Raw genomic sequence first — 14,606 nt, forward strand, 5'->3', positions numbered from 1 at the left:
ATTGCGAAAAGCGCAACTCACGCGGCGGGCTGAGAATGCGGGTCAAGATCATCGGAACCGGGCGAGCCGTGCCCGCTCAATGCGTGACGTCGCGCAGTCTCGACGCGCTGCTGGGGCTTGGCGATGGCCATATCGAAGCTGCCACCGGCGTCATCGAGCGCTATGTCTGCGAGGCCGAATCGCAAGTCGATCTCGCCTGTGCGGCGGCGCGCCTGGCGCTTGCAGAGGCCGGGCTCGAGGCAAGCAGCGTCGATCTGGTTATCGGCGGTTGCGGCGTGCCTTACCAGCCGCTGCCGGCGACCGCACCGCTGGTCATGCAGCGCCTCGGCCTGGCGGATGGATCGGCCGCCGCCTTCGACGTCAACAGCACCTGCCTCGGCTTCCTCACCGCGTTCGAGACTGCGTCGCGCCTGCTTGAGGCCGGGCAATGCCGCACCGCGCTGGTGTTTTCCTCCGAAATCGCCTCGCGCGCTCTGCCGTGGCAGGACCAGCCGGAAATCGCGGCCCTGTTCGGCGACGGCGCCGCGGCCGCAGTGCTGCAGCTGGCGGCACCCGGTGAGGGCAGGGTGGCGGCCAATCTGATGCGCACATACCCTTCCGCCTACGAAGCCTGCAGCATCGGCTCCGGCGGCACGCGCTTCGACTTTCATCGCCAGCCCGAGGAATTTGCTGGCCACAGCCTGTTCCACATGGACGGCAAGGAACTGTTTCGCGTGACGTCGCGCCATTTCAACGGTTTCGTTGCCGAATTGCTCGACCGCGCCGGCTGGCGGCGCGACGATGTCGATGTCGTCGTGCCGCACCAGGCAAGCCCCTTCGCGCTCGCCCACATGGCACGCCAGACCGGCTTTGCGCCGGAGAAGCTGGTCGATATCGCGGCCCACTACGGCAACCAGATCGCTGCTTCCATTCCCTTCGCGCTCGATGTCGCGCGCGGTGAGCGGCGCATTGCGCCAGGCGCGAAAGTGCTGTTCCTCGGCACCTCGGCCGGCGTGTCGTTCGGCGGCATGGCGCTGGAAGCCTGAGCATGGGACGCGTGCTCGTCACCGGCGCCAGCGGTTTTCTCGGCGCCCATGTCATGGCGCGGCTCGCGGCATTAGGCACGCCGGCGCTCGGCATCGGCCGTGACGCCCGACGCTGCGCCGCGCTCGAGGCCGCCGGCCATCCCGTGCTTCGCCTCGATCTGTCTCAACCATTCGCTACCGCCCGCGCGCTCGAGGGCGTCGATGCGATCGTCCATTGTGCCGCTCTTTCGGCGCCCTTCGGCAGGCTTGCGGATTTCGAGACGGCCAATGTGACAGCCACCGGCAACCTCGTCGATTTTGCCCGCCGGCAGGGTGTGCGCCGCTTCGTCCATATCTCCAGCCCAACGGTGTGTTTCGCCTATCGCGACCAACTCGGCGTCCGCGAGGAAGCGGCCCTGCCGCCGCCGGTCAACCACTATGCCCGCACCAAGCGGCAGGGCGAGGAGATCGTGCTGGCCGCCCCTGAGATCGGCCCGGTGGTGCTGCGTCCGCGCGGCCTCTACGGCCCGGGCGACCGCACGCTGCTGCCGCGCCTGCTGCAGGTGGCCCGGCAGCGCCCGCTGCCGCTGTTTCGCGACGGCAAGGCGCGCATCGACCTTACTTACATCGATGATGTCGTCGATGCTGTGCTTGCCGCTCTGTCCGCTGGCAGCACTGGCGAGGGTCAGATCTTCAACGTCTCCGGCGGCGAGGTGGTGCTAGTGCGGGATATCGCCGAGGCGGCCTGCGCCCGCGCCGGCGTGCAGCCGCGCTGGCGCAAAATGCCGCTTTGGCCGGCGATGCTGACGGCGGGGCTGGCCGAGACGGTAGCTGAGCTTTTGCCCGGCCGGCCCGAACCGCCGGTGACGCGCTACGGTCTTGGCCTGTTCGCCTACGCCCAGAGCCTCAATATTGCCAAGGCGGCCCGCATCCTCGGTTGGGCGCCGAAAGTGTCGTTCGAGGAAGGGCTCGGCCGCACTTTCGGCAAGGCGGCGGAAAATCGGGGGGCGGCGTGAAGATCGTCTTCGCCAACAGCGCCTGGGTGAGCGCCGCCGAACGCCTGATCCTGCGCGGCGGCAGCTGGACGAGCGTGCTGCTCAGGGTTCGCTATGGGTTGATCCTGCATCCGCAGGCGGGTCCAGTGCTCATCGACACCGGCTATACGCCGCACGTCACTGTGGGCGACGGGCGCAGCACGGCGCTTCGTCTCTACAGCGCGGTTCTCAAGCCTCGGCTTAACGAGACTGAACAGCCGCTCGCGGTGCTGGCCCGTTTCAGCCTGTCGCCACAAGATGTGCGCGCGGTCATTATCACCCATTTCCATGCCGACCACATGTCCGGCCTGTCACTGTTTCCCAACGCGCGCTTCATCGCCAATGACGCCGCCTGGGCGCGGACCAAGGCCAAGACTGTGTGGCAAAATCTGCGCCATGGCGTTTTCAAAGAACTGTTCCCGCCCGATTTCGAGACCCGGCTCGACGGGCTGTCGTCGAAACAGCAAATCGAGCCCCGCGGCGGCGTTCCCGGCGGCGCCGACTTGTTCGGCGACGGCAGCGCTGTCGCCGTCGATCTGCCCGGCCATGCCGATGGCCAGTTCGGCCTTTTGTTCCCCAACCTGGATCGGCCTTTGCTCTATGCCGTCGATGCGCAATGGCTGATCGCAGCGCTTGTCGAAAACCGGACGCCCGGTCTGCCGGCTACCTTGCTGGCCGAAGATGCCGCCGCGCTCGAACCGACCAGCGCGACGTTGCGCCGGTTTATGGCAACCGGCGGCGAGGTCATGCTTTGCCATGATCCGGCGATGACGGCCTACGATCTGGCCGGAGAGGGAGCATGAACGGGTCGGCCGAAGCGGTTCGTGCGTTTGCGCTAACGCAATGGCTCTCGCGCAAGAGCCGCGAGGGGTTCGAACGCTGGCAGGCCCATGCTTTGCGCCGCTTTCTCGACCGCGACCTGCCGCGAGCGCGGTTCTACGGCAAGGCGCCGGGTCATCTCGTCGATCTGCCGGTGACCGACAAGGCGACGCTGATGGGCAATTTCGAGGGCTTCAACATCTGCGGCGTCACGGTCGCCGAGGCCTGGAAGGCGCAGGCTGGCGATTGCCGCATCGGCGCGCTGACGGTCGGTGCCAGCACCGGCACGTCGGGCAATCGCGGCCTGTTCGTCATTTCGGAAGCGGAAAAATATCGCTGGCTGGGTACGATCCTGGCCAAGGCCGTGCCCGACCTACTCTGGCGCCGACAGCGTGTCGCGGTGGTCCTGCCGCAAAACACCGGGCTTTACGAAAGCGCCCGCAAATCGCGGCGCATCGATCTCGGCTTCTTCGACCTGACGCGCGGGCCGGAGAGCTGGCGTGCAGCGCTTGAGGATTTCGCGCCGACGGTGATCATCGCGCCGCCAAAGATGCTGCGGCATTTCGCGGCCGAGGGTTTTCGCTTGAAGCCGCGGCGGGTCTTTAGCGCTGCCGAAACGCTTGATCCGGTCGACCGTCCGGTCATCGAAACATTTTTCCGCTTGCCGCTCGACCAGATCTACATGGCGACGGAAGGGCTGTTCGCCGTCACCTGCCGAAAGGGCAGGCTGCATCTGGCCGAGGATTCGGTGTTCTTCGAGTTCGAGCCCGCCGGCGATGGCCTGGTCATGCCGCTGGTCACCGCCTTTCGCCGCCAGACCCAGATCATGGCGCGCTACCGGATGAACGATCTGTTGCGGCTTTCGCAAACGCCATGCCGCTGCGGCTCGCCGCTTCGCACCGTCGACGAAATCGTCGGCCGCATGGACGATGCCTTCCGACTGGCGTCATCGCTTGGCCAGATCCTGGTCACCCCCGACATATTGCGCAATGCGGTGCTCAAGGCCGACCGGCGCATCGACGATTTCCGCCTGATCCAGACCGCGCCCGATGCGATTGAGCTCAGCCTCGCGCCCGGGCTTGCCGATGAAGCTGCCGCCGCGGCGCATGGGGCGGTGCGGACACTGCTGGCGGCGCGTCAGGCGACAGCGACGGTCAGCCTCGTGCGGAAAAACCTGCTGCTGGAGACCAGCCGCAAACTGCGCCGGGTCGAATGCCGGTTGGGAGCGGGGCCGTGAACGCGCCTGCCACATTGCCGCTCGATCAGCTTGACCGGGTGGAGAACAACCCACGCGAGGTCGAAGCCTTCGTGCAGCTTTTCAACGAGATACCGGTGCGAGACCTCGTCCGCAATCTGACGGTCGCCGTCGAAACATTCGAGATCGCCGGCCGTTCCTTTCCGCTGACGCTGAACAACAGAAGCGAAGCGCCGAACTGCTACATCTGCTGCCCGTCCAGTGCCTATATCGACTACGCCATCGACGAGACCCGCAATTTCGTCTCGTCGCCCTTGCTGCAAAAGGCGATCCGGATGCTGATCGGCCTGTGTGCACCGCTGGTCAGGGCCAGCGGCCTCGACCATCAGGTGCAGGTCAACAACTGGCTTTATTCGACGAATCCCGTGCCGCTGCTCGATCCCCGGGCGATCGCGGCGATGCGCGACAATCTCACGACGCGCTTTCCCGACCGCGCTGTTCTCATCCGTTCGCTGAACGAGATCGCCGATCCCTCGACTATAGCGGCGCTGAAGGCGGAAGGGTTTCGCCTGCTGGCGGCGCGGCAGATCTACATCTTCACTGAGCGCGGTTCGGCCATGACCGGCGACATGAAGCGCGACCGCAAGCGGCTGCGCACGACGCCTTTCGAGAGGGTCGGCGATGCCGATTTCACCGAGGCCGACTATGCGCGCTGCGAAGTGCTCTACCGCATGCTCTATCTCGACAAATACACGCCGCTCAACCCGCACTACACCGCCCGCTATATCGGCGAGATGCACCATCGCGGCATCCTCAAGCTGGCCGGTCTGCGTCGCGCCGGCGGTGAGCTGGTCGCCGTTAGCGCGCTGTCGAAAAACGGTAGAACACTGACGCAGCCGATCGTCGGCTACGACACCGGCCTGCCGGTAAGCGAAGGCCTCTACCGCATGATGATGGCGCTGGCGCAGGACCATGCCAGCGCGCATGGCCTGTTCTTCAACATGAGCGCCGGCGCGGCCGCCTTCAAACGCTTGCGCGGCGCCGTGCCGACGGTGGAATACAACGCCGTCTATGCCGGCCATCTGCCGCGCCGCCAACGCGTGGCGGTGCGGATCATGGAATTTGTGCTCGCGAAGATCGGCATTCCCCTGCTCAGGAGATTTGAACTTTGAGCGAAGCTCGGCAACAGAAGCAGAAGAATTATTGGCAGGCGGTGATGCGGTCTGCCGATATCAAAGCCAGGCCGAAGCGCATCCTGTTCGACGGCGCGCCGCTGGTGCTGTTTCGCTCGGCGCAGGGCATAGCAGCCCTGTTCGACCGCTGCGCCCACCGGCTGGTGGAACTGTCGACCGGCAAGGTTGTCAGCGGCGAGATCGAATGCCCCTATCACGGCTGGCGCTACAATGGCGAAGGACGCTGCACCGCCATTCCCGGCCATGTCGGTGACATGCCGCACTATCGCGTCCGCCGCTACGCTGCGATCGAGCGCGACGGCGTTGTCTTTGTCTCGTCGGGAACGCCCGAGGGCGAGCCCTATCTCCATTGCATGCAGGGCAAGGATGTCGTCGTGAAGCGCGTGCGCAGCTCGGCGCAATCGACGGTGCTCGATGCGGCCGAAAATATTCTCGACGCCACCCACACCCACTTCACCCACAAGGGCGTGCTGCGTGGTCTCACGGCAAAGCGCCATCTCGTGCGCGTCGAGGTGACCGGCGGCGAGGGTTGGGTCGAAAGCTGCTACACCGGCGAGGACCGCCAGCAGGGGCTGGTCAGCCGGCTCCTGGAAGGCGAGCGCGCCAGGACAATCGGCCGCTACCGCCACCCGGGCATCGTCGAACTGGAATATTGGGGCAAGGGCGGTCTGGCACTGGCGACGACGTTCCATTTGCGCCAGGCCGACGAACGGGCCGTCGAAGGCGTCGGCTGGCTCATCGGCCCACGCCAGGGCCTGTTTGGCGAGCTCAAGGCGCTTGCCTTCCGGCCGCTCTTTGCCTTCGCGCTCCAGCAGGATCGCCGGGTGCTGAAATCGGCGAGCGACAACGCCCGCATCCCGCCACAAGTCCAGCCGGCGATCGGCCCGCTGGACTTCCTGCGCCGCGACATAGCGGCGATCATGGACGGCAAGACGCCGCCGGCGGCGGCGGAACCGAGGGTGTACCAGATCGAGCTGTAGTGGGTAGGTGAACGAACGCAGTGTCTCGTTCCTTCTGTCCCGCCAACATGGATCTCAGATACGCTCCGCCGGCCCATTCCACTCGATGTCCCGCGTCGACGCGGCTTGCAGGCTGATGCGCTGGCGTAGTGCGGTGCCGGCGATCTCGGCCAGCGCGCGCCATTGCGCTTTTTTGGGCGCCGGGTCGCCAGTCCAGTCGAGCAGCTCATCGGCCTCGCGCATGGTTTGGCGGAAGCGACCAAGACCATCCGATCGCAGCGCCGCCGGCAGCCCGAAGATCCACATCGCCAGTCGCACCGTCTGTGGCCTGGCGACATCGGCCTTCACTTCCGGGCCATCGTCCAGCATGGCATCCGCGAAGCGCTGCGGATCGCGGAAGAAATGCAGCCCGCTCACGGCACGCGGATTGCACTCCAGCGGCAGCACGTTGCCGTCCTTCTCGCGCATCAGGTCGAAGGAGATCTGGCCGGTCCAGCCGGTGCCGGCGACGAAGGTTTCGACGAAGTGTCGCGCGGCCGCATCCTCGACCGGCTCGAAGCAGATGCCGGCGCCTTTGCCGGCGCGATAGAGCGACCGGTAAAACGCCAGCGCCTTGAGCTTGCCCTCAATCGCCAACGCATAGGCACTGATCTCGTCGCCGGCGACGAAACGCTGCGCCACCCAAGGGGCGGCGGGCGAGGGGTGAATGCCGTTGAGTTCGGCCGGCGATGGCCGCAGCAGCACGTCACGAGCGAAACGCGACCACACCGGCTTGAACACCAGTTCGTGCGAATGGCCGCGCACGCTCGCAAGATCGGCATCGCTTTGCAGCAGCGTCGTCTCCGGTACGTCAAGGCCGAGGCCTTGCGCCAGCCGGATGAAGGCGTGCTTGTCGTGGACGCGGGCAAGCATCGCCATGTCGGGTGCGAGCAGGCGGGCCGGCATGGCGCGGTCGCGCCAGAGGCGGCCGAGATAGAAGACTTCTTCACAGGTCGGGATGACCAGTTCCACACCTTCCGTACGGACGAGAGAGGCGACGGCGCCTGCATAGGAATCAGCGGCAAAGCGCGGCGGCGGCAGGCGATGGTAGGCGGCGCATGCGGTGCTTGCCGCAGCGATCGGCCGGGCCGGGCTGTCGGCCAGGATCACCCGCCGCCCGGCGCCGTGCAGCAGCCGCGCCAGATGCAAGGCCACCGGCGCGCGGGCGCCGGTGACCAGCACGGTGCTGTCTGCCCCCGCCACCCTTGTCAGCCGCCCTTGTCTTGACGGAGTATTTCGCGATTGGCGCGCAGGAGTTCGAGGTAGCGCGCCTTCGCTTCTGGCTCGGCGAAGCAGTAGAAACGAAACAACTCGTTGCCAGCACCCTCAAAGCCATGAAAAGCCGGCGCTTCCTTCGTTGCCTCGCTTGAGGCGCGATCGAGCGAAAACAGATCCTTGAAAACCGTCCCGTCTTCCGAATGCGCAATCGTGATTTTTTCCAGCCGCCCGTCCTTGTAAACGAATGTGGCGCGCGACTGGTTGCCTTCGGGGTTTTCGCTGATCTTCTCCAGGACGCCGTTGCCTGCCTGGGTTGGGCATGTGACGGAAACATTGAGAAAGTCGCCACTGGCAAAGGCGTCTGCGCTGCCGCACATCGCCAACAGGAGTGCAGTCAGGCTCTTTACGAGACGGGACATGTTCCGCACTGCGAATGATCTCTGCTTCTGCCGCGAACATGTGGCGGCCGTCTTGTGAAGTCAAACCTTGCTCCACCGCTGGCCTGAGCGCTTGCTGACACTGGTGACGGCCCGCCAATGCGGGCCATCACCAAGTCACGTCACTCCCCGCCCATTTCTTTCTTGAACGTGTCGAAGTCGACCTGCATGCCGTTGAAGATGGTGCTCCAGTGCCGCGTCAGCGCCGCCATCGCCACGGCTTCCTGGATCTCCTCGTCGGTCGCGCCGGCGCGCTTGGCGTCCTGGGTGTCCGACCAGACGCAGTAAGTGCAGGGAATCTGGGCCGCCACCGCCAGCGCGATCAGCGACTTGACCTTCGGCGGCAGCGCCGTCTTGTCGCTGAGTTCGATGGCCTTGACCTCGGCCCAGGCGCCGGGCAGACCGGCCTTCGGGAATTGCTTCACGAAGGTAGGCACGCCGCCCATGGTCGACTGGATGTCCTTGATGGTCGCGTCATAGTCATCGGCACGAGCGGGTGCGGCGGCCAGCGTCAAGGTCAGCGCGCAAGCGGCCGCCGCGAGCAGCGGGCGAACGAGGGAATGGGTCGATGAAAGCGTGCGATAAGCAGACATGGTTTTCTCCTCTGGTGTTTGTTAGCCTTACGGTGTAAGGTGATGTGGAAATTGAACCTTACAGTGTAAGTTGTCAAGCGGCGCCCATGGACGCACCGATCAAAAAAAAGCGAGCACGCGGCCGGCTGTCCCGTGAAATGATCGAGGACGCCGCCTTCGAAGTGATCGAACGGGAAGGGCTTGCCGGCTTTTCGATGCGCAAGCTCGCCGCCGCGCTCGGCTGCGAGGCGATGAGCATCTATCATCACTTCCCCTCGGTGGCGCATCTGCACGAAGCCCTGGTCGACCGGCTGATCGGCGCGCTCGAAATGCCCGACGCCGGCCTGCCGTGGCGGCAGAGGATGCGCATGGCCATGCAGGATTTCCGCCGCCTCGGCCGCGAGCATCCGGCCTTCGCGCCGTTCCTCGTTACCTACCGGATGAATTCGCCAACCTGCCTTGCCTGGCTAAACAGCGTTATCGGTCTGTTCGAAGCCGGCGGCTTCGACACCGAGCTGGGGGCGCGTTTGTTCCGCACGGCCGGATACTACCTTATGGGCGCCATCCTCGACGAGACATCAGGCTATGCCCGGGGTCCGTCGGCGGTCAGCACGGTCAGCGACGAGCAACTGGCCAGCGATTTTCCCAATGTCATGGCCGCCGGCCGCTATTTCGGCACCGCCGAATTCGACGCGACATTCGAGCTTGGTCTCGACATGCTGCTGGATGAGATGGAACGGCTGCGCGACAGCGCCAACACAAGGTAGGCAGGCGCCGGCCAATCTCGCGAGCTGTTACATCAGGGACGCGGTTGCCAGACGACTGCGAACGTCGTTCGGCTTCTGGTCGCCAATGTACTCGACTTTCGTGTCCACCAGACGGTCGCTGTCGATCCCGGCCGCGATCAAGATATCCTCGATCGCCTTCACGCGCTGCTTGGCCAGTTCCTTGTTCGTCTTTGCAGCGTCGGCGCCGGTGAATTCCGTGGCCGCGAGAGCCGTCAGTTCGACATTGCAGCGTGAGTCCCGGATGCTGGCGGCGAACGTCTCGAGGTCGGCCTTGACCCGCGGTGAGATCACATATGACTGGCTATAGAAAAACAGATCGACCTGCACAGGGCTGCGCTTCTCATATTGCCGGCACGATATTCCTTGCTTTGGCAGCGTGTACAGGATCGCGCTCCGCGCAGTATTGGTGTCGGCGACGCCGTCATCAACCCAATGCGAAAGCGCCAGCACCATTTCGGGCTTGACGCCTTGCGCCTTGAGGAAATCGCCGGTTGCATCGAGCCTGCGACCAGCGATGTCGTAGGCTTTGTTGTAGTTGCCTTCCTTGCTTGCCGTTGCGTAGAGCCGGTAGCCGCAATCGTGCCCAGCATCCTTGACGAAAGCCGCCAGCGCCTTCGCGGATTCCCCGGATATCTTGCCGTCGCCCTTCTCGAACAAGACCCGGTACGAGTTCCACTGGACGCATTTCGGGCCCACGTCGCGTTCTTGGGCAGCCGCGGTGAAAGGGGCTGCGCTGCAGACAAAGACGATAAGGGCCAGAACAAGACTGAATAACTTCTTCATCTTCTGGCACCTCCTGAACGCGCTCAGTTTTGTACCGCACTCGGTGCTTCGACAAGGTAACGTTCTCGCGATAACGACACGTGCCTGTCAGTCCCACACCAGCAAGAGCTTGCGCCAGAAAGCATTGGACGGCATCGGCTTCGAGCCGCGTGGCAGCCGGATTGCCAGATAGATCGTCAGCCACTTGCGATCGACCTCGCGGATCGAAACTTTCAGGTCATGCAGCTCGAACGGTCTCGAGACGCGCGTCCATCCCGAGAATGACAAGGCGCCGACCGGAGCATCGTGTTTCCACACGAGTTTTTCTTCCTGCCTGCCCAGCGCCATGGCGAACTCGAATGGAGATGCGTCATCGTGGGCGATCTCCACCGTCGCGATCACACTTCTGGCAAAGGCCGGGAAGGCCGAATTGAGGGCAGCAACAACCGGACCATGAGTGTTCGGCCGCAGGAATATGCCGCCATTGTCGCCGGCGATGAGCAGCGTCGGCAGCTCGGAGGGATAATCCGTCACAAGCGTTGCACGCTTTAGTTCATCATTGGTCATTCGACGCGTGCGTTGGCGCTGTTGCGGCGCGTTGAGGCGCGGGCGCCTCGCACCGTTCGAAACGACATGGCGGATATGGACGCTTGAAAAGCCGCCGAGGACGCGCGCGTCCGGGCGGCTGCCGCCGCATTTGACTGCCAACAACAAATCGCGTCTGCCGGTTGCCGGCGAACTGACCATCGCCCCTATCTCACGCGCCTCGTGCCGTCGGCTGACATCAGCCCAACCGCTGCCGCTGCCATCCTCAAGCAGCCGGGCGAGATTGCTGAAGGTCTGGTTTTCTGCGTCCACGATCGCAAGCTGAAACTGCGCAGAGCCCGTCAGCTCTTCGTCGAGGTAAACCCAACACGTCGCGCCTATGGCGCCTGGCGGGCAGACGCCTTTCAGCAAAGCCATGGTGACATTGCTGCCCTTGGCTTCGAGGAACAACTGGTCCGGAGACTGTTCGACATAGCTCAGCAGGTCCGGATCGGCATCCGGGTACGAACTGACATGAGCCAGGCGCATGGGCTCGGCGGAAAGATACTGCTCGCGGTACAGCGAGGAATGCAGCTCCGGCACCGTCTCTTCGGTCGACGCGTTGAGTATTTCAACCATACCCAGGGCGAAGTCGCTTCGCCCTGCGCGGGCGAGAAGTGAAATCGCGGTATCCGCCCTGCCTTCGCGTGCCGCGATCTCGGCCAGCAACTGCATTGCATCTGCGGCATTGGCGGGACCCGTACTCAACCTGAGATACCGCTCGTCGTTGACCCGCAGCTCCAGATTCCAGAGGTTGAGCTCCTTCTCATGATTGTCGGTGTTCGAGCTGATGGCGAGTTGCACGAACATGTCCGTTTTCGCGAATCGATGCTTTCGAAAGACCGCGATGATCGGCTTGCGATTCCTCAACCACTCGGCATTTCGATTCATGCCGGTCGGCGCCGACCGGTACCAATAAAGCGGCTCCGGGACGGGGACGATCTCCAGACCTGCCAGGTCCGCGCGAAGGAAAAACTCCCAATCGCTTGCGGAAAACCCCCGCTCTTCGTTCAGGTAACCTATCTTGTCGAACACCTCACGCCGGAACATCGCATTGGCATCGCCATACGGATTGTTGAGCATGGCGATGTCCGTCGGTCCGCCGACCGGGAAGTAAAGCACATAGCCGCTCTTGGTGTCCGGCGGCACGAAGGGCTCGTTGAGCCACTTGGCGAAGGTCGTGCAGATATCGGCGCCGGACTTTTGCATGCCGGCGACGAACGTACTGACGGCGTTTGGGAACAGCACGTTGTCGTCGTCCAGGAACAGGATCAGCGAACCCCTGGCGGCACGGATACCGGTGTTGCGCGCCTTGCCGAGAAAGCCGTTCTTCTGCCGGATGATCCGCCAGCCTCGCTCCTCGAACTCCGGTTCGAGCTCCGCCAACAGGTTGATTGCATCGGGATCGGTGCTGCCGTCATCGACGACGATCAATTCGATGTTGGCATAGTCCTGGCGCCGAACCGAGGCAATCGCCTGCGGCAACAGGCGCGCCCGGTTGTAGTGCGCAGTGATGATCGAAACGAGCGGCCGTTGGCTCCGGCTGCGACTGGAGACTTTGCCGGGGTCGCGGGAGAATTTTGCGTGCAGCCTGCCCCAGGCTTTCTCGAGCGCTTCCCGTTTTTGCACGGGCTTTGCCGGACCAAACGATCGGCTTTCCAGCACAGACGCAATCTTGGCCGCGATGGCGGAAGCCGACGCCGCCATCATGACGGCGTCAGCCGACTTCGGATGGAGCACGTCGCGAATGCTGCCGACATCTGTCGCAATGAACGGAATCTCTTCGTTGAGGCACGTCATCACTTCCAGCGGCAGCTGAGCCGCTGAGTGCGTCATCGCGACCAGAGCATGACTCTGCCGCAGGTATCTGTAGATATCAGGCTCATCTCGAATGGGCAGGAGCTTCAATTTGAACGGCCATTGCCGCGCACGCCGAACGATCATGCCGCCCGAATGCTCGCCCAGGACATGACCAAACGCGCCGACAACCGTCACGGTCAGATCGGTGACGCCGCTGTCGGCCAGACGATCGAGCGCATCGCAGAACAGCGTCAGTCCATCACGCGCCTCTGTGCCTGAGAAATGAACCACTTCGGCGGCGGGCCGCTCTCGCGGCCTGTAGTGATCGACAGCGAAGTTCGAACGCCACTCCTCCGGCTCGAGTGGCGCAGCAATGTGACTGCTGGTGGGCAGCTTCCATCCCGCCTTGGCCATCCAGTCGAGCAGCGACTGGCCAGCGATGACAAGATGGTCGCACGTTTCGGCCGACGTCTTTTCCATGTGCGCGACGGTCATCTGCTCCTTGCGTTCGACCGCCCGGGAATTGGCTTCCAGCTTCCACGCAAGCGGCTCATGCGCGAGCACGACGATCGCAGGAGGGTCTGGAAAGACGCCTGTGCGCTTCGCAAGCGTAGAAAAATGCGCCAGCCCGCCTTCAAGCGCAAAATAGACGACGTCGAATGCATTCTGCTTGAGGTAGTGGTAGACGGCCAATGAGTTCTTGTCGCTGGACTCCGTGCCGCGCAGCAACTCGGGCGAGGGCGGCAACAATTCGAGCCGCACCAGGAAATTGTCGAAGCACCATTTGCCCAGCCTGGCGATTTCCTGATCGTCGGGCTGGCTGCCCAGCGGGCTCGGCGCCCAAAGCAGCGTCACGGTATCGCCGGTTCCCGCCAGATGCTGCGCCAGCGCGTAGGTCACCGACCCGTGATCGCCAGTCGCCGTCGAGCCGAACTCAACCTCCGAAACGACACACACATTGCGAGGCTTCTGGCTTGCCTGTCGCTTGGCCTTGGGCATAGCGCCTGCCTTGGAACCAACGCTCAATGAGTCCCCCTTGTCAGCCCGCTTCGCTCGAAACAGTCTTGCCAACAGTTGGATAATACTTTGATAATCGTCTTGTGGGACACACCATATCGCACCTGCCTTTCGCGTAAACGGGTTTGATGACGTTCGATGGTTGAACTTCGATCCCCAAAGCATCTCGCGCGACTGGACGACCGGCCGATTGACGTGACCGATGGCGAGATCTTGTGCTTTGTCGGACTGCGCAACGAAGCGACGCTGTTACCGCACCTTCTCAACCATTACCGCGGCCTCGGCGTCGATCGGTTTTTCTTCCTGGACAATGGTTCCACGGACGGGACGCGTGAGCTGATCCTGGAGCAGCCGGACAGCCACTGCTTCCACACGGAAGGATCGCATTTCGCTGAAAACATCGATCCGCCGCGATGGATCAACACGCTGATGAATGTGTTCGGCACCGGCCATTGGTGCCTTTCGATCGACGCTGACGAGCTTCTTGTCTATCCCGATTTCGAGCGAGTAAATCTCCGGCAGCTTTGCAGCTATCTCGATTCGACCGGCGCCGACGCCGTCATAGGCTCCATGATCGACATGTACGCCGACGGCCCGTTGGCCGAATACAGCTATGATGGCAAGATCCCGCTTGTTGAAGCCTCACCCTACTTCGACCCGGAGCCGGGGTGGCTGCGCGCCCGCGACGGTATGTATCCACCCGAGCAGATGTTCGGTGGCGTGAGGGAACGGGTCTTCTGGCACGGCCGGTTCAAGCAAACCTTTCCCCCGTGCCTGACAAAGGTGCCGATCGTAAAATGGGGGCGGGGCACGCATTATCACGTCGCACAGCACACGATCAGCAAGGTGCGATTCAGCGAATTACGCGTCGCATTGCTGCATTTCAAATTCGTCTGGGGATTTCGCCAGAAATCAGCGTCGTCTCTGAGTGAAAATGCGCAGCTCAAGGAAAAGACGCTCGAGGAACGCGCGGCCTACATGGAAGCCCTGGAGCGCAATCCGAAACTCGCCCTTCGGAACCAAAGGTCTGTCCGCTATCGGGGTGACGCCGCCCAACTCGTCGAACTCGGCTGGATGAAGACCTCGGAACGCTACGCCGGATTCGTATCAACCCTGGCCGCACAACACGGGCGCAGCGACTACGCCACTTGATGTGCTCGAACTGTTAAAGGGAAAAACCCGGC

The 14,606-nt window shown here is 63.5% G+C and carries 13 protein-coding genes; 8 read left to right on the plus strand and 5 right to left on the minus strand.

The window, feature by feature from the left end; all coding sequences use genetic code 11:
- Positions 1-35 precede the first annotated feature (35 nt).
- From AC1DYC_RS00215 to AC1DYC_RS00240, 6 genes are read left to right on the plus strand one after another with little or no spacing between them, the layout of a single operon-like run.
- Positions 36-1,025, plus strand: a complete 990-nt coding sequence (locus AC1DYC_RS00215) for a 3-oxoacyl-[acyl-carrier-protein] synthase III C-terminal domain-containing protein (protein WP_477402952.1) — start codon at positions 36-38, stop codon at positions 1,023-1,025.
- A gap of 2 nt (positions 1,026-1,027) precedes the next feature.
- Positions 1,028-2,020 carry an NAD-dependent epimerase/dehydratase family protein gene (locus AC1DYC_RS00220; protein WP_477402954.1) on the plus strand — a complete coding sequence of 331 codons (993 nt, stop codon included), beginning with the start codon at positions 1,028-1,030 and terminating at the stop codon, positions 2,018-2,020.
- Positions 2,017-2,841, plus strand: a complete 825-nt coding sequence (locus tag AC1DYC_RS00225; RefSeq protein WP_477402955.1) for an MBL fold metallo-hydrolase — start codon at positions 2,017-2,019, stop codon at positions 2,839-2,841. The genes AC1DYC_RS00220 and AC1DYC_RS00225 overlap by 4 nt, the downstream gene beginning before the upstream one ends.
- Positions 2,838-4,094, plus strand: a complete 1,257-nt coding sequence (locus tag AC1DYC_RS00230; protein ID WP_477402957.1) for a F390 synthetase-related protein — start codon at positions 2,838-2,840, stop codon at positions 4,092-4,094. The genes AC1DYC_RS00225 and AC1DYC_RS00230 overlap by 4 nt, the downstream gene beginning before the upstream one ends.
- Complete coding sequence (locus tag AC1DYC_RS00235) at positions 4,091-5,224, plus strand: GNAT family N-acetyltransferase (RefSeq protein ID WP_477402959.1); 1,134 nt, start codon at positions 4,091-4,093, stop codon at positions 5,222-5,224. Before AC1DYC_RS00230 ends, AC1DYC_RS00235 begins: the two co-directional genes overlap by 4 nt.
- On the plus strand, positions 5,221-6,225 hold the full coding sequence (locus AC1DYC_RS00240) for a Rieske 2Fe-2S domain-containing protein (RefSeq protein WP_477402961.1): 1,005 nt from the start codon (positions 5,221-5,223) through the stop codon (positions 6,223-6,225). Before AC1DYC_RS00235 ends, AC1DYC_RS00240 begins: the two co-directional genes overlap by 4 nt.
- A gap of 54 nt (positions 6,226-6,279) precedes the next feature.
- Here the strand turns inward: AC1DYC_RS00240 and AC1DYC_RS00245 are convergent, their stop codons facing one another.
- The 3 genes from AC1DYC_RS00245 to AC1DYC_RS00255 all read right to left on the minus strand — a co-directional run bounded on the left by AC1DYC_RS00245 (position 6,280) and on the right by AC1DYC_RS00255 (position 8,491).
- The gene (locus tag AC1DYC_RS00245) at positions 6,280-7,446 is read right to left on the minus strand and encodes an ATP-grasp domain-containing protein (RefSeq protein ID WP_477402963.1); all 1,167 of its coding nucleotides are present in this window, start codon (positions 7,444-7,446) and stop codon (positions 6,280-6,282) included.
- A gap of 5 nt (positions 7,447-7,451) precedes the next feature.
- Positions 7,452-7,844, minus strand: coding sequence for a hypothetical protein (locus AC1DYC_RS00250; protein ID WP_477402965.1), 393 nt, complete (start codon positions 7,842-7,844; stop codon positions 7,452-7,454).
- A 176-nt stretch (positions 7,845-8,020) separates the two neighbouring features.
- Positions 8,021-8,491: a carboxymuconolactone decarboxylase family protein gene (locus AC1DYC_RS00255; RefSeq protein ID WP_477402967.1), complete on the minus strand. Its 471-nt coding sequence runs from the start codon at positions 8,489-8,491 to the stop codon at positions 8,021-8,023.
- A gap of 86 nt (positions 8,492-8,577) precedes the next feature.
- Here AC1DYC_RS00255 and AC1DYC_RS00260 point away from each other — a divergent pair, with 86 nt between their 5' ends.
- Entirely contained in the window at positions 8,578-9,237 is a 660-nt protein-coding gene (locus AC1DYC_RS00260) for a TetR/AcrR family transcriptional regulator (RefSeq protein ID WP_477402969.1), read from the plus strand.
- Between the two features lie 27 nt (positions 9,238-9,264).
- On the opposite strand, the gene AC1DYC_RS00265 is transcribed toward AC1DYC_RS00260, so the two are convergent.
- Both AC1DYC_RS00265 and AC1DYC_RS00270 read right to left on the minus strand, forming a co-directional pair.
- A complete protein-coding gene (locus AC1DYC_RS00265) occupies positions 9,265-10,041 on the minus strand; it encodes an OmpA family protein (RefSeq protein ID WP_477402971.1) in 777 nt (258 codons plus the stop codon).
- An 87-nt stretch (positions 10,042-10,128) separates the two neighbouring features.
- Positions 10,129-13,404 carry a DUF6212 domain-containing protein gene (locus AC1DYC_RS00270; RefSeq protein ID WP_477402973.1) on the minus strand — a complete coding sequence of 1,092 codons (3,276 nt, stop codon included), beginning with the start codon at positions 13,402-13,404 and terminating at the stop codon, positions 10,129-10,131.
- A gap of 156 nt (positions 13,405-13,560) precedes the next feature.
- Between AC1DYC_RS00270 and AC1DYC_RS00275 the strand changes: the two genes are divergently transcribed.
- Positions 13,561-14,574, plus strand: coding sequence for a glycosyltransferase family 2 protein (locus tag AC1DYC_RS00275; RefSeq protein WP_477402975.1), 1,014 nt, complete (start codon positions 13,561-13,563; stop codon positions 14,572-14,574).
- The last annotated feature ends 32 nt before the right edge of the window (positions 14,575-14,606 follow it).

It is taken from the genome of Mesorhizobium sp. P2_E7, from assembly GCF_056403855.1.